Genomic DNA, 26,810 nt, shown 5'->3' on the forward strand with positions numbered 1-26,810 from the left:
ACAACAAAATGAAAATCACCGAAGTACACATCGACGGCTTTGGCGTTTGGAACGACCTCAAGCTCGGCGGGCTTTCGCCACAACTCACGGCGTTCTACGGGCCCAACGAAGCGGGCAAAACCACGCTCATGCAGTTCATGCGCTGCATGTTGTATGGCGTTTCACCGAAGCGTCGCGGCCGCTACTTGCCGCCGATCAACGGTGGCCGACCAGGGGGCTCACTCCGCGTGCTGGAAGATGGCCAGGCGATGCACATTACACGCATCGCCGACCGTGGAAACGACGACCTGGGCCTTGTGACGATCATCGATGATGCGGGCCATGCCTCGGGGGATCGGCTGCTCCGCGAATCGCTGGCCGGTGTCGATGAAAAAACGTATGAGAACGTTTTCGCCTTGGGGCTCGGCGAGATTCAACAGCTCAACACATTGAGCGATACCCAAGCCGCCGAGTGGCTGTACCGACTCACCTCGGGACTCGACCGCGTTAGTCTTTACGACGTGATCCAGGGCCTGCGAAAAACTCGCAAGGATTTGCTCTCCGGGCGGGAACAAGATTCGCTCATCGCGCAATTACTGACTCGGCGTGAGGTCTTGCGTGGCGAAATCACGCAGCTTTCGCAGCAGAACCGCCGCTGGTCGCAACTGGCGATTCGGATCGACGAACTCGATGCCGAAATCATAGCCCAGGAAGCCAAGGTTGCCGAACACGAACGCCGTGCCCGCACGATCGAAATTGCCGTCGGTCTGAAAGAAAATTGGCGCCGTCGCGCTAAGCTGACTTCGCAGTTACAGCAATTCAACACTGCGGTACAACTCCCCGACGATGCCGCCGCGCGGCTCGATGGCCTCAATCGCAAATTGGAAGAGCATCAACGCGAAGCCGATATTATTGAAGGCCAACGCCGACAATTGCGGGAAGAAACAGAACGGCTCGGGATCAACGAATTGCTCGTTCACAATACTGCCCGCATCGATGCCCTCGCCGAGCAGCGGGATTGGCTGATTTCGCTCGACCGCCAAATCGACGATCTTGATGGCGAAGCCAAAGAACTCAACAAACGACTGACCAACGAGCAAGAACGCTTGGCGTCGGCGCTTGGAGTTGCGAAGAGCGATCATCTCAAGCAACTCACCACGGCGGAATTTGAAAGCCTCGAACCGCTGCTCGAAGATATTCAAGCCGCTCAGAAAAAGGTCGATTCCGCAAACAAAGAAGTCGACGCGCTCACCGAGAACGAGCGTTCGCTCAAAGTGCGGATCGACTCGGCGATTGTCGGTGGGGAATCCCACGGCCTGCCAATGGACCTGGAAGAAGCGAGTGATTTGGTCGCTCGCCTGCGCCGCCGCTTGCAAGTCGAGCAACGGCTCGAACAAGCTCGCAGCCACGAAATCGATCTCGAACATCAAAGCCACGAACTGCTCGAAGATCAGGTGATGCCGTTGTGGGCGTTCGGCTGGACCTTTGCGATCGTCGTGTTGGGGATGCTCTTGGTTGGTTTGTGGTTATGGGTGCCAAACAATCCCATCGGAAATAGCGGCGGCATCGTTGCCATAGTCGGTCTTGCTGCGGCCGCATTTATGTTTGTCTTCAAATTCTTCACAGAAGATGCCGCGGCCGACAAACTGGAAGCCTGTCAGCGACAAATGGAATCGCTATCGCGGCAACGTGAAGAAGCCGAGCGTGAAAAAGAAGTGCTCGACGCCGAGTTGCCGATCACTGATGGTTCGGTGGTCTTACGCCTCCAAGCCGCGGAAAAACATCTTGCGGAACTTGAGAACGTTTTGCCTGTCGAAGCTCAACGCAAACGGGCTGGCCACGAAGTTTCCAGCGCCCAATCGCGGCTTGAACAGGCCAAGGCCCATTTCGAAAAAGCCTCCACGGCTTGGCGGAATAAACTTGTGGGTCTCGGCATTTCCGAAAAACTCGATCCCCTGCGATTCGCTGCCGTTACCGAACGCTTCGCAGCCCTTGGTGATTTGGAAGAGCGCGTCACGCTGCGTCGCGAGGAGATTGTCGCCCGCCAACGCGAACACGCCGCATTATCACGGCGGATTCACGACATCGCCCAGGAAGTCGGTTGCGTGCTCGTACCTAAGAAAAAAGAAGGTACAAAACCTGCCGCTTCTGCCGAAGCCGATGAACAACCGCTGGCGCCGGTGGTGGATCAACTGGAGCATTTGATTGCCGAACGCCACAAACAACTGGCCGGTGTCGAACGTCGCACCGAATTGTTTGAACGAGCCAAAGAACTCAAGGCCCAGGAACGCGAGCATCGCCGCACCGTGGCCGGCATCCGCCGCCGTCGTGAAGGGTTGTTCCATGCCGCCGATTGCGAAGACGAAGTCGGTTATCGCCGCATGATTGAAGAGCACCAACAAATCCGCAATCTTCGCACCCAGCGCGAAAGCGTATCCCGCGAGATTGTTGCGGCCATCGGCACGCACGCCAGCGAAGACACGTTCGCCTCGCTTCTTTCGCCAGAAAACATCGACAAGCTCGACGAGATGTGGGAAAAGTTCTCTGCCGAACTCGATGCGGCCCAAACCGACCTGAAATCACTCGTCGATCAACGGGGTGCCCGTCGGCACGAGCAAAAACTGCTCGCCGAGGACCGTTCCCTCGTCGAGCGGCAGCTGGAGCTCAGTTGCCTGGAAAAGCAACTCGACAATGCTCGCCAAGCGTGGCGCGAACATGCCATCGTCAGCCGGGTGCTCGAACGCCTGCGGCATCACTACGAAAAGCACCGCCAGCCGGAAACGCTCAGCGAAGCCAGCCGCTATCTGTCGCAACTCACGGGCGGCGAATACGTGCGAGTTTGGACCCCCATCGCCGACGATATTCTGCTCGTTGAAAATTCCGCCGGCCAATCACTTCCCGTCGAAGTACTGAGCCGCGGCACACGCGAGCAATTGTTCCTCAGTATTCGACTGGCGGTTGTCTCGACTTACGCCAAACGAGGCATTCAACTCCCCATGGTGCTCGACGACGTGCTAGTCAATTTTGACGCGGTGCGCACGCAGCGCGCCGCCGAAGTGCTTGTCGACTTCGCCGCGGGGGGTCATCAGTTGATGATCTTCACTTGTCACGAACATATGTGGCAGATGTTCAAGGCCTTAAGCGCCGATTGCCGCCGCTTGCCCAACCGCTTCGGCGAGACCATCGAACTCATCCCCGACGAGGTAATCATCGAGCCCGTTGTAGAAGAAGTTGTTGACGAGGTTCCTCTCGTAGAAGAACCGAAGGCTAAGAAGTCTCGCAAAACCCGCCGCGTCGTGGTGCAGGAAGTCATCGCCCCCGAGCCGGTCGATTTCTACGACTATCCGTTCACCGAGCGCATCGAGCAGGAAACGATTCGCACGCCAGTGGCCGTCGAAGCAGCTACGGTCACGGAATACACGGTTCCCGTGGCGGAAACGACCTACGAATGGATGATCGAGGAAGAAGATGTTCGCTACGACCGCCTGTTCCGCGACCATCTTGAACCGCGACGGGCGTAAGTTAGGATTTCCAAGGCGCTGTGATAGAATGTCAGTATCACTCACTGGTCATTAGCATGTCTGACACAAGAACCGAACAACGCCTTTCCGAGCTTGAAAAGGAACTTGCTACGTTGCAAAAGCAAGTGGAATCCCTCACGAGCCAAGCCCCCTGGTGGGAACGAATCGCCGGCACTTTTGCCGGAGACAGAGCTTACAAGCAGGCGATGAAACTGGGCAAACAGTATCGCGATTCAACAAATAACAGTGGTACCTAATTACAAATCGCTGACATGCTCATTCTCGACTCAGATCATATGAGTTTATTGGAGTGGGGCGGTGAAGAATCAGCTCCACTGCGAGAGCGTTTAGCAGACTCTCATTCCCACGAAGTAGTGACTACCATTATTACTTATGAAGAGCAAATCCGTGGATGGATGGCATACATCTCGCGTGCGCGTTCCTTATCTCAACAAATTGAGGGATATCGACGGTTAAGAAATCAACTTGAAAATTACCGTCAGATCCCAGTCCTCGATTTTGATGAGAGAGCTGGAGAAGTTTATCAATCCCTGAAGCGGATACGCATTGGCAGCATGGATCGCAAGATTGCCTCGATTGCTATCGCTCATAATCCGACTCTTCTTACTCGTAATGCGCGTGATTTTTCTCAAGTTCCTAACTTGAGGGTGGAAGATTGGACAAAATAACTCTATGTCCACCCAATCCCAAATTGACCAACTCAACGATCAACTCGAAGAACTGGCCGACAATCTGGCCGAAGTTGAAGGCCGCGCGCGGTTGGCTTTGAAAAACCAGCGTCGCGCCCGCTGGCATTCGTATTACTACAAAGGAATTTTGGCTTTGCGTAAGCCCGAGGCCAATTATGCCATGTGGACCACCGGCGTGCTGACCGTTGGGCCCGCCGCAGGGATATTGTTGACCTTCGTCTTGGGGATTCTGCTTGGTCTCCCAGGCGGAGCGATTTTCTGGCTCGCCATTCTCGCGGCAATAATATGCTTTCTGGCATTGAGTGTGATGCTGAATTTCCCGGCCACGCGTGCCCTCCCCAAGCTCATCGCCGACAAGCGATTTGAAGAAAAAGAATTTCAAGATGAAGCGGCAAAACTGACTGAAGAAGCCAAACTGGTCCAACAAAAAATCGCGTTGACTCAAGCCACGATCGTTGAACTTCGATTGGCCGACGTCGCCAAGCGAGAGCAACTTCTCGAAAGAAATTGGCTGGAGATGCGCGACGTGGAATGGGACGACTACGTCGCCGAAGTGTTCGCCGCTTTGGGTGCGCAAGCGGAACCCATGCCCGACAAAGAGCATGGGATCGATTTGCTTGTCCGTTATGGTGCTTCGATGATCGCCGTGGAATCGCAAGGCTACATCGGCTCGGTGGGCATCGAAACCGTCAAGCAAGCTGTGGCGGGCCGCTTCCACTACGGTTGCGACCGCGCGGCTGTGATCACGAATAGCCGCTTTGCCGCCCCGGCGCGTGCCTACGCCGCCAGCCATCAATGTTTTCTCATCGGCGAGCAAGAATTCCCCGCCTTCGTGATGGGGAGCAACCTTGAGTTGTTCAAATAACTATTCGTCTCATTCTTAAGATTTGTGATTCAACCCATATCAATCACGTACGCGGCGGCCACTGATTCGCCGGGCGGCATCGTCGACCAGATCGCGGTACTTATTCCGCACGTCGAGATAGCTCCAGAACAAGTAAAGATTGCCCGCCCCCGAACCACTCAACAACACCCACGATAGCAAAAGCGGGAACGTCCCCGCCGAGCCAGCCAACGCGGCATCAAGTGCTTGTTGCTGGTATTGTTGAGGTTGCGGCTGGGTTTGAGGCTTGGTGTTCCAATTGAAATCGTTGGCCGTGGGTGTCGAAGGTGCACTGACTGTTTGAGCGGCTGGTGCCGGGTTGCGAACTGGTTCCTGGCCGATGGGCAAACCGTTGGCCCCTTGGATGTCGGCATTGGCAGGCTGATTGAGCATGTCGCGGCGAATCTCCGCAACATTGGCCGAGGACGGCGGTTGGTTCGGCGTGGGCGTGATCGCTTGGTCGTTGCCGAGATTCGGAGTAAACGCTGGAAATTCAGGTCCCGCAGGATTTCTAAGTGGCTCGGTGGCGGGGGGAGTGTTGCGATTGTCAGCTGTCGCAAAACTATTGCTCGGTTGCTGACGATAATCTTGCGGAGCGTTGCTCTGAGGCACAATGTTGGAATTCGATCCGGCTATGGACTGATATCGGTCCGCGGTAGCAGGAGCCGCGTTTAGATTGCTGCGTTGATTGTTAACAGGCTGGCTCGGTGAATTGTTGACCGTCTGTGGCATGCTTTGCCAATCGTTGGTTGGCGGAGCTGAAATCGGTTGATCGAGTCGCCGACGCGTGTTCATGTTACTCGGATCGGTGGGCATGATTTGCCCGGATTGCTGATTGTTCGCCGGTGGAGCGTTGGAACTTCCCGGCGGAAGAATTTGGGTGCTATTCCCTGTTGCGGGCTGCGCTCCGAACATCTGCCGAATGTCTTCATGAACGGTGTCACCCGCATTCTGCAAATTGTCGCCCAGTTGCTGACCCGCGCGATCAATGGCGTTCGACACACTTTGCCTCGTCTCGGGCGGCAAAATATCTTGGGTGGCCTGATCGATGTTGTCGCGAACCGCTTGCCCGCCGTTTTGCAATGAGCGAGCAAACGCATTTTGTGCATCGGTGATCGATTGATTGACCGGCAGAATCTGTCCGTTCACTGGCTGCTGCTGGTAGTTGTTGTAAGCGTTATTGGGCGCGGCATTGTTCGTCGTATATTGCGTCTCAACAACGCCGTCGCGCGACTCTTTATCGCCAGCAGGCCAGGGCTTGAAAGTTGTCGCAAGCGTCTGCTGTGGCAGATCACCATGGCCAACTGTCAGGCGAATGCGACCTATGGGCCGCACGTGTTCGGGGACTTCCACCGACAAAGGAATTGAATCGCCCCGTTTGAGTGATTCGAGAAGTTCGGGCTCGATCTGCACGACGCATTCGTAACTTTGGCTGCCATCGGGCATCGGCTGCCAACCGCACACGATACCCATCAACGAAGCCAAGCCCAGCTTAATAGCAAATGAGGCAACGAGCGCAGCACTCATGGTTGAATCCCTTCTTCGCGAAAATCGCGTCGCACAAACTCCTATCCCACTCGTTGGAGAAAGTGGGACAATTCCATCGATCCTTCGAGTGGAACACTCGACCGAGTCATTCTAACCCGATGTGCAAAAATCTCCTAGACAAGCCAGCACGGCTAGTAGTGCTTCAAATGATGAGTGATAGCACCCGTCAAGGCAATTTGGTTTGATCGGGCACAGCTGGCGCTGCGGTGGCCTGGATCGTCGACGGGGGATCGATCGCATCGATCACAGGCTGCAAGGAAGTTGAAAAGTTCATTTGCTCGATTTCCTTATTGAGCATGTTGATCAATGCTTGCAAGAAGGCCACCAGCATCGGCCCCACGAGAATTCCAATAGGGCCCAGCACCTGCACGCCACCGATCACGCTCAACAACGCCAGCAGCGGGTGCAAATTCGCTTGGCCATGCAAGATGTAGGGTTTGAGAACGTTATCCACCATCGAAACCACGGCCGTGCAATACCCTGCCAAGACCAATGCGGCCATGGGCCGCTCGTCGTGAAAATAGAGCACCAGACAGACGGGCACCCAAATCGCTGCCGCCCCGACAAACGGAATCATGGCGAAGAAAATCGTGATCGCCGTCAGGAAGAAGATTTTGTCGAGCCCGACAAAAAAGAAGCCAATCCCAGCCAGCAGCCCCTGCACGATGGCCGACACCAGCGTCGCCACGACGACCGAACGGCTAATGTCGCTGAACTTTTCCAGGAGTTCTCGCTCGTAGGCATCGTCCAGCGGCGACATTCGCATCAAGGCGATCAACATATATGGCCCGTCGGCGAAAAAGTAATAGGTTGTGATGACCATGATTGCCAACCCTACAAGAATACTGGTCAAAATCTGTAGCCCCCCCACCGCAATCGGCGCTACCGTGCTGACCAAGTTTTCCTGAATCGCCTTGTTCGTGGCGTCGACATCGAGTTCAGGCAAATTCAGCCGGATCAAAATTTTGGCGTTGATTTCGTTGACGATTTTCGTGACCAGGGTATCCAAGGCATTTTTCTTATGCTGCTCCGCTTCATCTCCACCCACGGCCGCCTGTTCACTTTCAGCTTCGTCAACGGCCTTGGCTTCGCTGGCGACCGCCGCTACGGCGTAAGTGGAATAAAGCTCCATCCCTTCGGCGATTGCCCGCATCGTCATGGCGAGCGTGGGCAACAGCACAATCAGCACAATGACCAGCGTCGTCAGCGCCGCCGCGATACGGCGATGACGCCCCACTTTCGACAAAATCCACAGATGGACTGGCTTGAAAATGACGACCAGCACCGCCGAGAGAAATAACGGCACGATGAAAAGGACCATCACCTCGAAGAACTTCATGCCGATCAGCAGCACGATGGTCAGCAGAACAATAAACGAAACGACGCGTGGCACGTGGTGCTCCTTATCGGCAATTTCTTCTCCGTGGGGATTTCGTCCCCAACAACGGCATCTTGCCAAGTCATTCTAAAAGGCAAAGTCGCCTTCGTGAAAGACAAGAAATGCTCACAGCAACGATTCCTAGCCGAACGCGACCCCGGGGAAACTGGCATTTTGGCGAAAGGCCCCTGATCTGCTATTCTGGAGAGAGGCCTCTACAATCCCCATTCGAGCTATGATCAGCCGACCCTATGATCAGCGTCGTTATCCCCACCCTGAACGAAGCTCCTTGCCTTGAAGAGCTTCACGAACAGCTCTCGGCAGTGGCCGCTGCGCAGGAATATGACCTGCAAATTATCTTTGTGGATGATGGTTCCACCGACGCCACCTGGAAAACCATCGAGAAACTTGCACGCCAGGATCAACGTGTGCTGGGCATCCGCTTTCGGCGAAATTTCGGCAAATCGGCCGCGCTGAGCGCCGGTTTCGACGCAGCTGTCGGGGAAATCATCATCACGATGGATGCCGACTTGCAGGACGATCCCGCCGAGATCCCGAACTTGATTGCGAGGCTCAACGAAGGGTTCGACGTGGTGAATGGCTGGAAACGTGAACGCCATGACCCTTGGCACAAAATCTGGCCCTCGAAAATATTCAATAAGCTTGTCAGCGCGATGACGGGCGTTCGTCTGCACGATCACAATTGCGGGCTTAAGTGTTTTCGCCGCGACGTGATCAATGAAGTAAGGCTTTACGGCGAGCTGCACCGCTTTGTTCCCGTACTGGCTGCTGCTCGCGGCTTTCGCGTCGGCGAAGTTGTGGTGAAACATCGCCCGCGGCTTTTTGGCGAATCCAAGTACGGTTGGTCGCGAATTCCCAAGGGGCTGCTCGATTTGTTGACCGTGCGATTCATCACCCGCTTCAACCAGCGCCCACAGCATTGGCTGGGGATGGCGGCTTTGTCGTCGCTGGCACTTGGCATTCTGGGGATGGGCTATCTGGCCATACTGTGGTGCTTATCGCGACTTCCCGGTCATGTGCCGATTCACCTGCATGAAACCGCGGCTTTGTATTATTCGCTCGTGCTGTTGTTGATCGGGGCGCAACTGTTGGCACTGGGATTTGTCGCCGAACTGATCTCGGCCCTACTCTCCCGCGACACCGACGCCTATTCCATCGCCGCCCACACCGAACCGGAAAAGCGAACGACGCAAGGAAAGCATTTAAAAATCTCTCAGTCCACCGAGAACCCGGAATCATGAGCCCGCAAGGCAGCGCTGCTCAAACGTCATTGCGTTGGGGAATTTACGCAATCCTGATCGCCATCGCGGTGGGGAATATGACCGGCCGCTTGTTGTCGGTGAATTCGATCAACCGCATCGATCTTGAGCGGCATATCGTCAATCGTGAGTTACAAACATTCGAGGAGCAACTCCGCTTAAAAAGCCTCTCCAATGAGGAACATGCCGAGCAATTAGCCACGCAGCGAGAACACCTCGCGCGAGAGCATCAGTTGCAACGGCCATTTCTGAGCGCCAACGACCGCAGCCGCTGGCTGGCGATCCGTGCCCTTGTGGAATTAGGCACCTTCGAAATTGATACGCTCATCGATCGGGATGTATGGAACACCATCGACATGGTCCAGCATCGGGGTGATGACGGCGAGCTACACCTTTATTCCAGCAAGCCTCCGCTCCTAATTACACTGCTTGCCGGTGAATACTGGGTGATTCATAAACTCACGGGAATGACGCTTGCCGAGCAGCCTTATTTGATTGGTAGGTTCATGCTATTCACGGCGAATGTGTTGCCGTTAGCGTGGATGTTGGTGATTGTCGCTCAACTGGCGGAACGCTTTGGCAAAACCGATTGGGCACGGATTTTCGTGGTCGCCACGGCTTGCTTTGGCACGATGCTGGGAACATTTGCCGTGGTGCTCAACAATCACACGATCGCTGCGGTGTTCGCCGCTGTTACTCTGGCAAGCTTTGCACGGATTTGGTGCGATGGCTCGAATCGCATCCGCGATTACGCCGTTTGCGGCTTCGCGGCAGCGTTCACGGCCGCTAACGAACTCCCTGCCCTTTCAATGTTCGCCCTGGTGGCGTTGGCCTTGTTGACCCAAGATCGCCGTGCCTGGTTGATCGGATTCTTGCCACCTGCGGCCATTCTTACTCTCGCTGTCTTTGGCACCAACTACGCCGCACACGGTACGTTGTCGCCTCCCTATGCTTTCCGCACAACCAACGAGGGCGAGGAAAACTGGTATCAGTACAAGTACACAGTCGAAGGAGTCGAAATCGAAAGCTACTGGGCCAATCGCCAAGGGATCGACCGTGGCGAAGAATCAAAGCTCAAATATGCTTGGCATTGTTTGTTCGGCCACCACGGCGTGTTTTCGCTCACTCCGGTTTGGCTTTTAAGCATGGTGGGAGTGGTCATGTGGTGGCGAGGCGGGGAACGCAGTACGAGTCAAATCGCACTAGGAATTGCGATTCTCACCGTCGTTTGCCTGACGTTCTTCGTCGCCCTCAGACCACTCGAAGATCGCAACTACGGCGGCATGACCAGCGGCTTACGCTGGATGTTCTGGTTTGCTCCGTTGTGGCTGTGGGCCATGTTGCCCACGGTCGACAAGCTGAGCACATCCCGCGGCGGAAAGGCACTCTGCTTAGTGCTGCTTGCGGTTTCAGTGCTTTCGGCAAGCTACCCCACGTGGAATCCTTGGACACATCCCTGGATTTACAACGGTATGGAATCGCTGGGCTGGATCGCGAGTTAGCTTGAAAACATTCAAACTTGATTGGGCACGAGCCGCAATTCGACTTTGAGATTGAGCGCCAAGGCTATACGCTCAAGCATCGACAACGAATGCCCTTCATAGTCCGCGCTTTCTAGCTGGGAGATTACCGGTTGTTTCGTTCCAACCAACTCTGCCAATTGTTGTTGCGTCAGTCCCGCTGCAATTCGTGCATCGTATATCATCTGCGCAATTTCAAAGGATTGACGGTAGGATTGAACGCCTGGATCATTGCGAGGGTCAACGCCAGTTGCTTGTCGGATGAGATCGAGTCCATTAGCAATTTTTTTAGCCATTGAATTCCTCTCTTGCAGCGCGATGCGTGGCAGGGTCTGTTTTCACTCGTTCCAAATGCTCGATGGCTAGTTCGATCTCGCGCGTTAGAACGACTTTCTCTTTTGTGAGTCCATGCGATACCAAAGCAATATCCTTTCCAACAAAGCCATACAACATTCGATAATTCACACCGCGAACCTCCGTGCGAAGCTCATAAATACCGTCTCGTAAATAGTCAGCCCGAGGACGTCGAAGTTCGTTACCGAATTCCTCAAGCAGATTCAACAAAAACAAACACTTTTCAAAAGCAGGCTTGTTGCGTTGCTGGAGCATGACCAGCCACTCGACCAGCGGGATCGAACCATCGGCTTCCTGATATAAGAAGATTTCGGTCTTTGGCATCGCGCACACCAATATAATAATTTTATTATATCAACTTCCGCCGTCAACGATCAATTCCCGCGGCAATTCAAACTTGTCCCACGCCTTAGATAGCGGCGCCACGACATTCACCGGTTCCTGAGTCATCGGGTGTCGAAAACCAATCGAACGGGCATGGAGAGCGATCGGTCGTTCACGGGGATCTTCCTTGGGTTCGCCAAATGCGATCTTGCTGCCGTAATCCTCATCCCCCACCAGCGCATAGCCACGCGCCCGCGCTTGGGCACGAATTTGATGTGTGCGGCCAGTCTCAAGCTCAATCTCGAGCCAGCTCCCCAGCGGCGAATGCCACAGCACACGGTAATGCAAAATCGCATGTTTACCGGCGGGATGGTCGGCCGTAACGATTTCCGGCTGCGGAATGCCGTGGCGTTTGTGAAGATAGTCGGTCCAAGTTCCTTCGTCGGGCGTCACATGACCTTCGAAGAATGCCCAATAGATTTTGCTGACCGTACGCTCTGCGAACTGGGCACAAATTCGCTGTGCTGCCCGGACGTGCCGTGCGAAAATCAAAGCTCCCGTGGTGGGTCGATCCATCCGATGAGTGATGCCAAGATAGATATTCGCGTCGTCGGGTTTGCCTTCCTGTTGGCGGAAGTAGTTCTTGACGCGCACTTCCATGCTGTCGATGCCACGCGGAGCTTGCGTGAGCACCCCCGCCTCTTTGTTCACAACCAGGCACGGACCATTCTCGTAAAGAATTTCTAATTGCGGCGAATTCAACGCGGCATCCTCAGCCAAAACGATTCATTACGCGGTCCACTAGCCGCGGGGCCCAACGATTGACGGCCACCAGCAGCCGTCCTCGCCAGTTGGGATAGATTTCTGTACGCCGTAGCTCAATCGCTCGCACGATCTGACGAGCCGCCGCGGCTGGTGAAATTCCCTTCTGTTTGCCCCAAGGTAACGAATCGCTCGTGGCGAGCAAATGGCTAAAGAATTCCGTATCAATCGTGCCAGGGCTCACCAACAGCACGTCAATTCCCCGGCCATGCAATTCTGTGCGCAAAGCTTCACTCCAGCCACGGAGCGCAAACTTGCTGGCCGAATATTCGCTGTTATAAGGCATCCCACGGTGACCAAGGATCGAACCGAGATTCACAATGAGTGCGTCATCACTTTGAGCCAACAAGGGGAGCGACAACCGCGTCAATTCCGTGGGCGCATAAAAATTGACTTCCATGATTTGCCGAAGAATCGCTTCGTCATGGGCGTCGAAATGGCCGTGGGCACTCACACCCGCATTGTTGACCAGCACGTCAATCGCCTGCCAATCGGCCTGAACTTTGGCGATGATCTCGGCGCGAAATTCCGCACTCGTAACGTCGCCAATAAGTGCCTCGGCACTGTTGGCACCTTCCGCGAAGAGCTCAGCAACCAACGGCTGAAGCACCTCGCCGCTGCGAGCGACCAAGAACAACCGAGTATGACGACGCGCTAATTGGAGGGCCAACTCACGCCCCACGCCACGTGACGCCCCGGTCAAGAGAATTCGCCGGTTTTCCAGGACGCGTCGAGCCATGGCAATGCTTAGGCCACTTCGTCGATTGGTGCGGAAGGTGGCAATTCCAGCCGGCCCGTCGCCGCGGAGTGCTCATAGACCTTCGAACTCTTATGCGGTCGAATCTGAACATCCGGATGGTCCTGCAAGCGACCCCAGTACTTCTGCGAAATCCGGCAATGCACCACGATACGGTTTTCGACGTACGTGCGGCTCAAGACTTCGCCATACTGGGCCAGAAATGCGAGCAGCTTTCCGTTGCTGGCGTCCATCTGGATCTCCAGGTCAAGAAAATCACGGCTGAGCGATTCACTCACGGCGTTGGAAAGTCGAGATATTCCCTCACCGCTCGCAGCGCTGATTAATACGGCACTTGGATACCGGGTTCGCAGCGTTTCGATCGACGTTGGATCGGTCACTTGGTCGACTTTGTTGAGCGCGAGAATCGTGTCTTTCTCGTCGATACCCAGTTCATGTAACACATCGTAAACAGCCATTATTTGTTCCAAAGCCGCAGGATTGCTCGCATCGGCCACATGAATCAGCAAATCCGCTTGCCGGGCCTCTTCGAGCGTGGCCTTAAAGCTGGCGATCAAATGGTGAGGCAAATCGCGAATAAATCCGACCGTATCGCTCAGCAGCACAGGCCCCCAGCCCGGCAATTGCCAACGGCGGGTCCGCGTGTCGAGCGTGGCAAATAACTTGTCCTCGGCCAACACATGGGCGTCGGTTAGCCGGTTCATGAGCGTGCTCTTACCGGCATTCGTATAGCCCACGAGCGAAACCGTCATGCGATCGCTGCGAGCCGCAACGGCCCGTTCTTTCCGCTCTTCGATTTTCTTAAGCTCGCTGCGGAGATCGTTGATCCGCTTTTCCACCAACCGGCGGTCGGTTTCGAGCTGCTTTTCACCAGGGCCACGCATGCCCACACCCATCTTCATACGCGACAAGTGCGTCCACATCCGTTTCAACCGGGGCAGCGAATACTCAAGCTGCGCAAGCTCCACGGCCAGACGAGCTTCGTGTGTTTGGGCCCGACCGGAAAAGATATCGAGGATAATCTCGGTTCGGTCCAGAACCTTCACCTTGAACGCTTCTTCAAGATTACGAATCTGTGCCGGCGACAAGTCGTTGTCGAACACCACGACGTCGGCCTCAAGCACTTCAACGAAGTGTCTGATTTCTTCAACCTTGCCTGTGCCGATATAGGTGGCTGGATCGGGAGAAGGCCGCTTCTGGGTGATGCGGCCGACAACCTCCGCGCCAGCCGTCTGAACCAAGCCAGCCAGCTCGTCTAAAGGATCGCTCGTATGAATGCCGTTTTGCGTGCGGTCGTTAGATAATTGAACACCGACCAAAATGGCCGATTCACTACTAATTCCTGTTGTGCGGTCGATGGAACTCACCGGGTTGGGAAATCTCCAAGGGTCTTAAAAGTGAAAGAGCAATGAAGAGGAGTCATCTGCCAAACCAAGGTTCGCCTGAAAAACTTCCTCTCCCTCAGGCTCTACAAACAATTATAGCACCGAACACCTCGCCGGGGTAACGGCGGATGGCCGGCGCATTTTTAGTGATTTCGCCAGATTTGGCCAAATTGGTTTACAGCTCACCCGCCCCGATCAGTTCGAAGACGGCATCCTCGGCCGACAGTTCGTCAGAATCATCATCGAGAGAACGGCTGGTAACGATGTCTCCAAAATCGTCTTCCGCAGCCGCTAAGATGTAATCATCCAGCTCACCGCCCGCAGCCAAGTAGGCGACATCAACTTCCGCTTCAGTAAACGTGGAACTTGGGTTGCTTGACACTGGGGCTTGTAAAATCCAGCCTGTCAAAATTGGTTCGCTTGAAGCAAACGACGGCTCGCTAGCAGGCTCCTCCGCAACTAGCGGCGCCGAGACACTCTCGCTAAATTCTTCTACGACTAGTGCCGCAACAAGTGTGCCACCGCCAGTTCCATAATTGGATTGCCAATCGGCCAGATCACCGCTGCTTCCTGGCGTTGGTGACTGCCCGCGTTGCCATGCCAAAAAGTCACGCCCGTTAATCACTCCGTCGTTGTTGAAATCGCCAGAAACACTTGGCGACAGCGACGACTCAAACGCACCGATGTCAATGCGCCCGCCGGCCCCCTGATTGTAGACGCGGTCTTTACCGCGTTGGTCGAACTCTGGCACACCATTCTGACCTGCAAGTGCCGACGGATTACCGCCATTGATTGCCAGGCTGCCTTCTTTCAAAGCATGATTGAGCGTGGGCCCGCCATTATTTGCAAGTTTCTCCAGTCCCGGATCAGCGATGTTGAAGAAATCATGATTCTGCGTGGTGAACGCAGTTGTGATGCCCTTGCCGATCAGGTTGTATCCCAATGACTGAAATGAGTCCTGGAAATTGCCGTTAATGCGGTCGACGTCGCTCGGGAAGTTCGTTGGCTGACCATTGCCATCGAGCATGGGATCATTGACGATGTTGCCCGCGATAATCGAATGGCCCACTTGTGTCTTGGTTGTTGTGGAGTTACCAAAGGTGCCCACGCCCGAACCGAAGCCAAAGTACGGAGCCGAGTTGTTGGTGATCGTGCTATGTTTAATCACGGTTAAGCCGTCAGCGTTATAGAGGCCACCGCCACGGTCATTTGTTGAATTACCTGAAATGGTCGAGCTCAGAATCGACGTTTGCTTGCCGCTGAGGTTGGTGTTACTAAAAATCGCGCCACCGTCGGACCGCAAGCCTGTCGTGCTATTTTCATAGAATGCACTGTCAATCACCGACAACGCACCATCCTGTATATATATGGCCCCGCCGTGGGCATCGGCTCCAACCGTCGTGTTATTGGAGATGTCAGTTTCAATGATCGTAACCGTGCCACCTACGCTGGCGATCGCACCACCCGATGAAAACTGCCCAAGTGTACGATTGAACGTAAAAGTTACGTTATCAGTAATCGTGAGGGATCCTCCACCATTCAAATAGATCGCCCCACCTTTAGAGTTCGTGCCAAATGTGCTATTGAGTGCAACTGTAGTGAAGTTTTCTAAATACACGTCAGCATTCTTAGCAAAGATACCCGCACCATCCGAATTGGCGCCAATGGTCGTGTTGCCACTGATTACCGAACTCTCAAAACGAACATCATTGGCCTCGGGCGGGCCTGATGTGATACCGCTGTTATCGACGTAGATACCGGCTCCATCGGAAGCGCCGGCAGCCGTCAAATTATTGGCGAGCACCACACCTTTTCCGGAGAACGGAGAGTTCTTCAAATAAATCGCACCACCATGACCTCCGGTAAACGCGGTCGAATTACCCGTGAAGTAACTGTAGGAAATTGACACGCTCTTGGCATTCTGAGCGTTTATCGCTCCACCCGACACAGTGCTGATGTTTCCCGTGAGCGTGCAATCGATAACTTCCAAAGCTCCCAACTGATGTGTGACTGCAGAGGTGGTATTCCCCAGCATATCAATAGTCTCAAGGAGCAGATTTTCCAAGTTAATGATATTGCGCCCAGCAAAGATAATCTCACTAACACCCCGATTACCACCCGAAATGGAAACATCGATAAACGTTGCGGCATTTCCATTAGTGATCGTAAATACGGTGCCAGATCCACCAAGAGTCAACTGCCCCGCACCATTCCAAAGAATCGCAACATTGTCGGTGATTGGCAGCGAATCCGAGGGAGAAATTTGCGCGTTGCCGGTAAAAGCTTCAACTGTCGTATCAAATTCAATGAAATCCTTCAGTGAGCCAAGATTGGCTAGCTCGACAGCCTCACGAAGGGTCAGTTGCCCTGCCGTATAATTGCCGTCGCTGACGTCGCCGTCATTATCAACTCGATAAACACGGCCTTGAAGTTCATAAGCACCAATATCCATCCGCAGCTCGGTGACTGCGTCCTCCTTGCCGTCGAATATTCTTTCAAACGGATTGCCTCGCTGATCGAATTCAGGGGGGCTGACCGGATTGGTGTCACCGGCATTAATTGCCGGACTGTTTGGTAATAAAGCATGGGTCTGGGTCAAACCACCTGCAAATGCCAACGGCGCCAAACCGGGCGTCGTTGAGAAAATGTCAATGCCTGGCGAGAACACGCCCGAAGCAGCTGCATTCACTGTACCGACCAAATTGTAGCCAGCCGAAGTCGTTGTTGGGCTGGTCGGTGAATTCACCGCCACATCGTTCAAAAAGTTGGCTGAAATAATTGAAGAATAAAATGTCAGGGTTCCCGACCAGCTCATGACGCCGCTGCCAATGGTCGAACCAGCGTTGTTATTGGTGATCGTTGAAAACTCGATGCGCGTATCGTTTCCACGATTGAAAACGCCGCCGCCGCTTTGGGCGGTGTTACCCGAGATGGTCGTATTGCTAATCGTAACCGCGCCGCTATTCTGCGAAACATAAATTGCACCGCGATTCGAGGTATTGTTCCCCGAAAGCGTACTGTTCAATACATCCAATGTCCCACGGTCGTGGTGGATCCCACCGCCGTTGAGACTCGCTCGATTGTTGCGCAGCGTGACACTATCGAGCGTCAGATTTTCGCGATTCAGAATTGCCCCGCCGCTGCCCGCCACGTCTCCCCGAATGATCGTAAGATTGCTAATTGAAACGTCGACCGCGGATTGGTCGTTTCCATTGGTGATATCAAAAGCACGCGTGCCGCTGGCAAATACGGCACTCGAATCGTTCCCGTCAATTTCCAGTACGAAGCTACTTGGGCCCACAATATTCACGGAGTGGTTAATCCGTAACGGGGCCAGTTTGCCCGTGCCTGAGTCAATTAACGTGATTAAGAACGTGGGTGCAGGACTCGGTGTTGGATCAACGAGATCAAAAAAACTACTGCTGAAGACGATCGTATCGACGAGCGGATTGAGCTCAGACTGTATCAAAGCCTCGCGGAATGAGAAGTCGCCCGATGAGGTCACGCCGGCGTTACCCGTGTATTGCAGGTCGTCGCCTTCATCAGCAACTATATTAATACCAAAAGTGACCTGTTGAACCTCAACTGCGCCGATATCATAAAACGGCAACCCAGGGTTTTGACCAACCTTGGCGAGTCGAGCAAAATGGAAACCGCGCTGATCGTTCGATTGAAGCAAGCCGCTCGCACCGCTAATTCCCAAATCATTCACCGTTTCGTGGTGGTCAATGAGGGGACTCGTCGAATCGGGATGATAGGTCAAAGTCGACCCACCATAGTTATCCAATAGCGGTACTCCTTCATCATCGGAGATAAACTGGGGATTGGTTCCTGCTGGAAGGTCACCCGCGCTTGGAAGAACTTGTTGTCCCAAGCCGTAAAGCAGATTATTGCCACCCGTCTTACCAGCCACGATCTTTCCTGCATCGTTGTCGAAACGGATGTTGATCGACGGGAGTAATGGTGGGGGATCCTCTCCTTCTTCGGCTGGCTCTCCTAGTCCCACAACATCAAGATCGACGGGGGATGGTTCTTCTGTGTTGTAGTTAAAATTGTCGAATAAGACCGAACCCACGATCGTGGTAAAAATTGTTGGCTCTGGATCTGCCGGAGGGTCTGCCCCTTCTTCCGCAGCTTCGGGAAGTGGATTACCCCAACTCGCTAAGCCCGAGCCCAAATAGGCAATATTGTCAACAATTGTCGACTGGAGCACATCCATCCGTCCTTGACGGTTGAACACACCGCCACCGTAGCCAAACCCCGTATTCGCTTCGTTCCCGGTAATCGTCGAACTGACAATACGGGTCACGGGAGGCGGACCTTCTGTTGTACCGCCGCCGTCGCCGTCGTCGGGAACGCCGTTCATGATCCCGCCGCCGTTGTTTGCAGTGTTGTTCTGAACCAAGCTCCGTTGGACAGTCAGCGTACCAGCCGCATTAAAAATTCCACCTCCATAATTGGCTTGATTCCCTACAACGATAACTTCAGTCAGGGTTAGATTGCCCCCATTGTTGAGAACACCGCCACCCCGCCCTGCATTCTCATCTGTACCGAAAGCCTGTCCGCCTTGAATAGTTAAACCGGAAATGGCCACGGTAATGGGATCGTCGCCCTCAGGTTCGATTTCGAACACTCGGCGGTTACTGGCAGCATTAATCGCCACTGTGTACGCGCCCATGCCAACAATTTCGACACCACCTGTTATGGTCAGGGCACCAAACTCGTCCCCTGAGCGTCCCAGTTGAATCGTGCCGCGCAAATTAGGGGCAAACACAATTAAGTCATCTTCCTCGGTCCCGTTGGAAGCGATGATGGCTTCCCGCAATGAACCTTCGGCAACAACAAGCTCATTAGCATTATTGAAGACAAGGTCGCTAAGATTTGTCACAGCGAAAGTCGCCAACATTCGTCGATCTTCTAGTTGCTCCAGCCATAACGGCTTAGAGAACGAACGCTCTGGTGAACGGTTCTTGAAAGAGAACGAATGCTTGCTGCCAGTCCGCGCACCGCGACCCCGACGCCAATTTCCTTGAGCCATTAAAGAGTTCCTCGAAACAAGATGTCTGACAGTCGTGGCTGTCTGGGAGTGCGATACCAGCCTTGAGGTAGGCGCACATCATTTCTCGCCCCTGTGAGAAACGATGGGCTTGTGCCGGCTATCGAAATCCAGCCCCCATTGTAATTGCGTCCTGAGGAATTGGCAAAAACTGCGCAGGGCAAAAAATCCACAAATTGAAACTTTTTTCTCGATTCACGCAGATCTCCCATCAGCTGCGTAATTTAAGACCAGGCTCGAACAGCGAAAAAAACTCAACGAAAAAAGCCCCAGCGGGGGACCCGCTAGGGCTTTGTTGATCAATTTAAGCACTATCTCTCGGCTTACCACACGTACTCAGCACTCGCGGAGAAGCCGTGATACAGGGCATCGTTCTCGTGGTTGACAACCGTGGGCACGAAGTTCGAGCTGTCGATATTCGACCCGACAGTAGCCAAATTATCGATGTACCACACGTGATAGCCGCCTTTAAGCGACCAGCTTGACAGGATGTCAGCGACCACGCTGATCCCGGCTTCACCGATGAACGCCACCTGATTGCCGTCGGCCAGGACGGTGTAGTCGCTTGGTGCACCGGCGACAGCGGCAAAATCGCCGTCACCCGTAAATTTATAGCGATTGTTGTATACGCCGGCCTTGCAGTCCCCACCCACGCGGAGGCCCTGACGTAGGCCAACCCAGCCATCACCCCCCAATTGGAAACCCAACAGGTCGTTCGAAGTGTCCCAAAGCAAATTTGAATTCACAACGTTGCCGACACCGTTACCGTCGTCAGCCGTAAGGTTCAAGTTGAGATCTTCGGTCAGGCGGACATAGCGGAAACCGAGCAAATAAGTACCTGAGATCCGTGGATTATTACCCACCCAGTAGCGGCGGTAACTCAGCTCCGAGCTTTGCAGGTCGGAGTTGTAATCCAGCACATAAAGCGATCCCGAATCGACACCTGGAATTGGCGTAGGTACGCCAAAATTTGAGAAAATCGTGAATAGATTAAATGTTCCCGGCGGCTCGGAAGCAGCCGATTCCGTGAACGAGAAATCGTAAGCCCCCATGTAGGTTGCCTCGAAAACCGACAAAGGTCCGAGATCGTAGCGAACGGCGACTTCCCATCCCGGATCATAACTATCTAGTCCCTGGGATGGGTTAAGAACTCGCGGCGCGGCAGGGCCCAAAGCCGTCGAAGCCAGGGCGGGCACACCATCGAGAATTGTGTCCGATTTGATGAAAACGGCACCGAACGAAACGTCGAAATAGTGCGGGCCGATTTGGTCTTCGGAATACCCCCCGAAGTCGATCCCCATAGGATCACCATAGGCCCCGGAATCTCCACCCATCGGAGGACAGTAGCCCGGGCCAGGCCCCGCCGGTCCACAATAGCTGGCCGGCATCACGATCGAGTTGCCATGCGCGTCGACGAAATCGCTGCCGACGGCCGCGTTTGGTCCACCTGCGAGCGGCGAGGCCATGTGCGTGGGTATCTGAGAGGCTTGATGGAATTGACCTCCCGATTGAGCGATCGCAGGCGACATGTATCCGTTTTGTGCCAAGCTCGGTTGGGCAGCCGGCCAAACCGCAGCCACACCCAGCGTCAGCCTGGCGACGAGTCGCCTACTCACTAAACTGCATTTCATCGAGAATCCCCCCTTGGCTCCTCTGCGTTCGCCATCGATTAGCGGCGACTCACCAGCGAAAAGTAGTCTGAGCCGAATGGGCCCAGCGCAATCACTCAATTGTCTGTTCGTGAGTCAAACATATTTGTTGAGAGCGCCTAATCGGCGTTGACAAATTCAGTTCGACTGATAGGGGTTATCGGAACGTCGAGACCAGAATAATCAGACTTTTCGTTACAAGCCCTACTTTTTATGGAATCCTTGAAATGAGCCTATTCCCTCGCAAGTGGGGCCTGAAAACCACTTATAACGTTATCCAACAACCCTTTACGGTGGATGCCCTTGGGATGCGCCCGACAAAATAATCCGGAAATTCCGCAGGATCGTGCGTGACAACGCTGGCTGGAAGCGTCCTTATAGTTAGAGCTTGCCTGCTAGGATGCCAGATTTTCCACTTCGTTTGCAATTCCCAAGATTTAGCCATTTTGCGGATCCGGAAGCGTGCAAGAAGTTTGACGGTCTCGGCAGAGCTAACTAACATGAGTGATTGAGAACGCGAAGCTGGGATTAAGAGGTCAGCAAATTCCAGCAGGCCAGTCGCTACTCGAAAGACAGCTAGCAACTCCTACGGGAGACATCCATTCAGGGCATGGACAAGGCTAGCCCCACCAACCGGAACAAACTTTTCCCTCTGACACAGCAGGGCACGAACTCCAGCGGCACATACACAACACGTCGTCGGAACTCCCCTCCGCCAGCATTTACGAAATTAGCGACCCTATCGCTTCAGCCCAGGGATATGCCTGCGCCGACGCGGTCCAAGCGACGTTCAGCGCCCAGAGGAATAAACTAACCCATTCGGAACAGCAGGCAGCCTCGCAAGGGGACTTTTTGAAATCGGGAACAACCAAGATGCCATTTTTTTCTTCGCGTGATCCACAATTCAGTTCCAATACCAAGCGCAAAGGCCGTCGCCCCGCCGGGGTAAGTCGCCGTCGCAAGCGTGAGCTCGGCTTCGAGCCACTGGAAGATCGCCGCGTGATGTCGGCCCAGTCACCGTTAGCGGAGCTTCGCGGCATGATTGCTGACGGAGTCTCCATTCAGGCTCGTGGTTACTCCAGTGCAACTCCAGAAGGACAACTGGCTATTTTGCAGAACGAGCTGATGTGGGCCGCACTGTCAAACATCGGGAACTTCGATAACAGCTATGCCTCCCGGTCCATCCCGACTGATCCGCTGCTAAACATGCAGTGGCACCTGATCAACTCAGGACAGTCGGTGGGCAACCCCGACTTCCAGCCGATCTTCGCTATCCCTGGTGAAGATATTAATGTCGGGCCAGTGTGGAATCAGAACATTACCGGTAACGGTGTTGTTGTCGGGGTGTATGAGCTCGGCGCGTTTCAGGAGTCTCATCCTGATTTGGCCGCCAATCTAGACCCCAACCTGAATTTTGTTGGCGAGGGTCTTATCAATTTCATCGATCATGCAACTGCGGTCGCGGGTATTATCGGTGCGGTTGCCGATAATGACATTGGCGGCACGGGCATTGCGCACGGCGCGACACTTGTCCCGATGGCAGGTGTTGACAATGCGGCACTCGGTTTTCGCTACGCCTTAGATAACGGTATAGATATTGTCAACAATAGCTGGGGACCAGTACTCTCTCGTGGTATTGTTCCTGCAACACCTGACGAAGTCTTAGCGCTGCGTGACTCTGTTATTTTCGGACGGGACGGTAAAGGCGTCATTTTCGTATTTGCTTCTGGTAATGATGCCGGCTCGCCATTCAATGAAGGATTCAGCCCCTTGGGATCATGGGATAGCTCAACCTATGACGGCACTGCCTCTTCGCGATATGTGATCGGTGTAACTGGTGTGGATCATGATGGCTTTTACAACAACGTCGATGGCACGGTTTTTTCTTACGCGGAGACCTCAGCCAGTGTCTTGGTCGCAGCGCCGACTGGTTCATGGGGATTCGTAAACATAGTAGATGACTTTGGCATCGGTAGTGGTATCACAACGACCGATCTCGTCGGCGAATTAGGGTATAACGAGAGTGGCTTCATTACAGATCGCGACTTCCTCGCGAACACCGACTACACTTCTCGCTTCAATGGCACTTCGGCGGCGGCCCCCATGGTGTCAGGCGTAATCGCCCTAATGCTTGAGGCGAACCCTGACCTTAGCTGGCGCGACGTGCAAGAAATTCTCGTCCGTTCGGCACGCCAGAATGCTAAATACGATATTCCTGAGACGAATGCCAACGGTTCTACTCAAAATACTTGGATTATCAACCAAACACCTGTTTTTCACGACCCTGACCTTTTCGATCCAGCTGTCAGTCCCGCCGATCAAACTCTTAGGCCAACGCTGGATCCGACGCTGAGCAGTCTCTTCAATGGCCTGCATTACGCACCCACTCCGCAGGTGCTAACCAACGGGGCTGGCTACACGGTCAGTCAGGGTAAGGGGGCTTATGGAGAAATGATTGGTTACGGACACGGAGTTATCGACGCGGAACTGGCGGTTGCACTCGCCCAGCAATGGCACATCAAGGGTCAAAACCTGCCTGGTGAACTAACTTACACAACTTTTATCGATCCTGTTGGCGGGTTTTTTATTCCATTACCTGGGCGTGAACAGGGGAATCAAGCCAGTGGTTTTCAGGTAGTACCTGGTGGGCTGGGAGGAACCGCTGGTGGTGGATTCATCGATTACTGGAACGAATACTTTACAGACGATCCGTTTGCCGACTTCGATGATACCGACGCGCGAGGCGGGTTTATCGAGTTCCAGGTACCCGATAACAATGCCATGAGCGTGGAGACAATCGAGGTAAAAATCAATTCGACAGGAGGCAACACTCAGTTCTTGGACAACGTTAGGGTGTTGCTAGTATCTCCTGACGGCACTCATCATGAGTTGAATCATTACTTCTTCGAAGATGCAGGAGTCATAAGAGTACCACAAAATCTGCAATTTCAGCCGGAAATGCATTTCCGTGAAGGTGGAGCGCTCGTTTCCACAGATACCAATCCCGGTGGAGCTTTTGTCCATACGTTCACCACGAAGCGCGGGTGGGGCGAACGTTCCGATGCGAAAATTGTCTTTGATCCAACTACCGCCGAGCCTTCGGGAGTCTCGCAGGGCTGGCAACTCCACATGGAGAATTATTCAGGAACTGATTTTCAAATTAATGGTATTGAAATTGCGTTCCACGGCAGTCCCATCGGTGCGAATACGCAACGTATTCAAGGCCTTGTTGGTATTGATGACAATCAAGACAGCACTTTCAACTTCAGCCGCGTGATACTAGAGAATACGGATACGGATGGCGTTCTCCGATTTGGTGAAGTCACCAACATCATCGATACAACCCACGAATCGATGGCCTCGAACGTGACTGTCGTCGTGCGTCGCGCGAGTGATAATGTAGTTGTCGATCAGTTCGTAACGGGAGCGGACGGCAATTATTACTTCGATCTTGTGCCGGATGATTACATCATTTCAATCGAGGATCCCGAAGGTCGCTTAGCGCTGGAAGACACGCTTTCCACACCAGACATATTACAGCACTATCGAACCGAGTGGTCGATCACCGAAGATTTCTTCAAGATTTGGGACTATGACCAGAATCTGGAAGTCGCCGTTGATGCCAATGGCGTGCCCTTGTCTTTTGGAGGCGTGACCACACCCTACCACGTGAAAGACATCAATTTCCTACTAGATCCAGGTCCGCCAATCGCGCCGCAAGTTCAGTTCTCCGGTGTCGTTTCTGCTGACATGAATAGCGACGGCATTTTTAACGGTACCGATGTCAATGTCCCTAGCATCACCGTCTATGCCGACGTCAATCGCAACGGCCAACTCGATCCTGGTGAAGTTTCAGTACAGACCAACAGCAGTGGCCAGTACAACTTGGTAGTGCCGAATTCTAATTCGACAGTTATCAATTTAGGAATTATAGCTCCGCCCAATTGGGCCTTTACAGATCCCACGACAGGTTTTGCACCTCTATTTGTCGAACCTGGTGATGTATTTACAGGCATCAATTTTAGTCTGACGCCTCCGGCTGGCACGAATGCCGGGAATGGCACAAACCAACCAGGCTACCTGTTTGGCAGCGTCTACGAAGATCTCAACACGAATGGCAGCCGACAGGCAGCCGAACAGGGTGTTGCTGGCCTCCAAGTTTATGTCGATGCCAATAATAACGGGACCTTCGAAGTGGGTGAACGGACCACCACGACCAATTCCAATGGCGCGTTCGTCTTTGCCAACATGCCAGCTGGAACGCATCGGGTAAGAATCGTGACTGCGGCTCCCCTGGTGCCAATCAATCCTGCACCTGGGAATGCACGCGTGGCGATTCTGTCGGGTGGGGGTTCGGTCGCTGGAATCGAATTTGGTATCGGTAACACGGCTAATCAAGACTACGGTGATTTGCCCGCCGCTTATGGTGCGGCCATCTTGAATGCAGCCCATGGAAAAAGCAACTACATCTTAGGTAGTAAGTGGGATGCGGAACTCGTTCCCCAGCCATCCACGAATGCCAACGGAGATGACCTCATCGGCGGCGATGAAGATGGTGTGATTGTCACACCGCTGGTTCCAGGGGCCACGGCAACGGCTACGGTCTCCGCAAGCCGACATGGTGGCGTGTTACAGGCTTGGGTCGATTTCAACGGCGACTTTGATTTCAACGATGCTGGTGAGCGCATCTTCACCAACGTCACGCTCGCGGCAGGTTCAAACACTTTAACCTTCCAAGTTCCGGCAACACTCGCCGGTGCGAGTTCGGCAACGGGTGGCGTGATTTACGCTCGCTTCCGCTATGGCGAATATGGCATCAACAGCCCATCGGGCAATGCTGTGGTCGGTGAGGTCGAAGACTATATCCTGGCCAAAGACCCCAGTGCGTTGCCGGCCGTCATCGAGCATGGTCCCGACTTTGATGAAGACGGCGACGTGGACGGCCGAGACTTTCTCGCTTGGCAGCGTAACCATGGAGCAACCAACGCGACTCCAGCTCAAGGCGATGCCAACAGCGACGGTGTCGTAGGTTATGCCGACTTGGTTCTGTGGCGTAATTTCTATGGCACTTCGGCAGGAAGCTTTTCCGCTTTGACTGGTGGAGATTCCGACGAGGAAGTGGCATCCTTCACGGCCGTCGAGAGCAGCTTCTCCGATCAAGTGGCTGCTGTGATTGCCGACAACGAAGAACTCTCTGACGAAGGAACTTTGGTCGAGGCCCTGCTGATCGTCGATACCTACTATGACGATAGCTTGTCCAGTGTGACCGAAGCCTCCGCGGCCTCTTCAACGCTTGTCGGTGCAGGCCAGTCAGCACCTAACTTTGATTTGCTCTTTGCTCCCGATGCTGATTCTTCTTCTGACGACTCGACAGTTGCAGTAGATGATCTGGATTCGGCATTTGCAGACTCCAGCGACCTGGTTGATCTCGGTGTTGCTATCCGAGACAGTAGTCGTGACCGCTCCTCCTCGGCTAGCTACCTAGGTAGCGATGAATCCGAACGCGAAGAAGACGAAGCGTTCGCCTTGGCCTTTGAAGGTAACGATTGGTTGCAATTCTAAACGGAATTGCGGCTCGTTTTGTGACAAATACGAAAACCCGGGGATTGCACTCCCCGGGTTTTCTTTTGTAATGATGTTTTGC

At 53.9% G+C, this 26,810-nt stretch carries 16 protein-coding genes; 7 read left to right on the top strand and 9 right to left on the bottom strand.

Annotated elements, in window-relative coordinates:
• Positions 1-8 precede the first annotated feature (8 nt).
• The 4 genes from SH678x_RS15630 to SH678x_RS15645 are packed head-to-tail and all read left to right on the top strand — an operon-like array spanning position 9 to position 5,075.
• Positions 9-3,500 (top strand): AAA family ATPase, encoded by a 3,492-nt coding sequence (locus tag SH678x_RS15630; protein ID WP_496919386.1) that lies wholly within the window; start codon positions 9-11, stop codon positions 3,498-3,500.
• A gap of 56 nt (positions 3,501-3,556) precedes the next feature.
• A complete protein-coding gene (locus SH678x_RS15635; protein ID WP_496919387.1) occupies positions 3,557-3,757 on the top strand; it encodes a hypothetical protein in 201 nt (66 codons plus the stop codon).
• Positions 3,758-3,772: 15 nt separating this feature from the next.
• Positions 3,773-4,189 (top strand): type II toxin-antitoxin system VapC family toxin, encoded by a 417-nt coding sequence (locus SH678x_RS15640; RefSeq protein WP_496919388.1) that lies wholly within the window; start codon positions 3,773-3,775, stop codon positions 4,187-4,189.
• A 4-nt stretch (positions 4,190-4,193) separates the two neighbouring features.
• Positions 4,194-5,075, top strand: a complete 882-nt coding sequence (locus SH678x_RS15645) for a restriction endonuclease (protein ID WP_496919389.1) — start codon at positions 4,194-4,196, stop codon at positions 5,073-5,075.
• Positions 5,076-5,114: 39 nt separating this feature from the next.
• Here SH678x_RS15645 and SH678x_RS15650 read toward each other — a convergent pair whose 3' ends face one another.
• Positions 5,115-6,620 (bottom strand): hypothetical protein, encoded by a 1,506-nt coding sequence (locus tag SH678x_RS15650; RefSeq protein ID WP_496919390.1) that lies wholly within the window; start codon positions 6,618-6,620, stop codon positions 5,115-5,117.
• A gap of 187 nt (positions 6,621-6,807) precedes the next feature.
• A complete protein-coding gene (locus tag SH678x_RS15655) occupies positions 6,808-8,034 on the bottom strand; it encodes an AI-2E family transporter (protein ID WP_496919391.1) in 1,227 nt (408 codons plus the stop codon).
• A gap of 236 nt (positions 8,035-8,270) precedes the next feature.
• Between SH678x_RS15655 and SH678x_RS15660 the strand changes: the two genes are divergently transcribed.
• Positions 8,271-9,281 carry a glycosyltransferase family 2 protein gene (locus tag SH678x_RS15660; RefSeq protein ID WP_496919392.1) on the top strand — a complete coding sequence of 337 codons (1,011 nt, stop codon included), beginning with the start codon at positions 8,271-8,273 and terminating at the stop codon, positions 9,279-9,281.
• Positions 9,278-10,801, top strand: coding sequence for a hypothetical protein (locus SH678x_RS15665; RefSeq protein ID WP_496919393.1), 1,524 nt, complete (start codon positions 9,278-9,280; stop codon positions 10,799-10,801). Before SH678x_RS15660 ends, SH678x_RS15665 begins: the two co-directional genes overlap by 4 nt.
• Before the next feature lie 11 nt (positions 10,802-10,812).
• On the opposite strand, the gene SH678x_RS15670 is transcribed toward SH678x_RS15665, so the two are convergent.
• The 7 genes from SH678x_RS15670 to SH678x_RS15700 form a co-directional block, all read right to left on the bottom strand.
• Positions 10,813-11,115, bottom strand: a complete 303-nt coding sequence (locus SH678x_RS15670) for a helix-turn-helix transcriptional regulator (RefSeq protein ID WP_496919394.1) — start codon at positions 11,113-11,115, stop codon at positions 10,813-10,815.
• The gene (locus tag SH678x_RS15675; protein WP_496919395.1) at positions 11,108-11,497 is read right to left on the bottom strand and encodes a type II toxin-antitoxin system RelE/ParE family toxin; all 390 of its coding nucleotides are present in this window, start codon (positions 11,495-11,497) and stop codon (positions 11,108-11,110) included. The genes SH678x_RS15670 and SH678x_RS15675 overlap by 8 nt, the downstream gene beginning before the upstream one ends.
• A 30-nt stretch (positions 11,498-11,527) precedes the next feature.
• On the bottom strand, positions 11,528-12,259 hold the full coding sequence (locus SH678x_RS15680; protein WP_496919396.1) for an RluA family pseudouridine synthase: 732 nt from the start codon (positions 12,257-12,259) through the stop codon (positions 11,528-11,530).
• A gap of 10 nt (positions 12,260-12,269) precedes the next feature.
• Positions 12,270-13,058, bottom strand: a complete 789-nt coding sequence (locus SH678x_RS15685) for an SDR family NAD(P)-dependent oxidoreductase (RefSeq protein WP_496919397.1) — start codon at positions 13,056-13,058, stop codon at positions 12,270-12,272.
• Positions 13,059-13,066: 8 nt separating this feature from the next.
• Positions 13,067-14,398 carry a GTPase HflX gene (gene hflX / locus SH678x_RS15690; RefSeq protein WP_496923077.1) on the bottom strand — a complete coding sequence of 444 codons (1,332 nt, stop codon included), beginning with the start codon at positions 14,396-14,398 and terminating at the stop codon, positions 13,067-13,069.
• Positions 14,399-14,636: 238 nt separating this feature from the next.
• On the bottom strand, positions 14,637-19,367 hold the full coding sequence (locus SH678x_RS15695; RefSeq protein ID WP_496919398.1) for a choice-of-anchor Q domain-containing protein: 4,731 nt from the start codon (positions 19,365-19,367) through the stop codon (positions 14,637-14,639).
• A 473-nt stretch (positions 19,368-19,840) separates the two neighbouring features.
• Complete coding sequence (locus tag SH678x_RS15700; RefSeq protein WP_496919399.1) at positions 19,841-21,148, bottom strand: BBP7 family outer membrane beta-barrel protein; 1,308 nt, start codon at positions 21,146-21,148, stop codon at positions 19,841-19,843.
• Positions 21,149-22,039: 891 nt separating this feature from the next.
• On the opposite strand from SH678x_RS15700, the gene SH678x_RS15705 reads away from it, so the two are divergent.
• Positions 22,040-26,728, top strand: a complete 4,689-nt coding sequence (locus SH678x_RS15705) for a S8 family serine peptidase (RefSeq protein WP_496919400.1) — start codon at positions 22,040-22,042, stop codon at positions 26,726-26,728.
• Positions 26,729-26,810 lie beyond the last annotated feature (82 nt).

The organism is Bythopirellula superficialaquae (assembly GCF_059632245.1).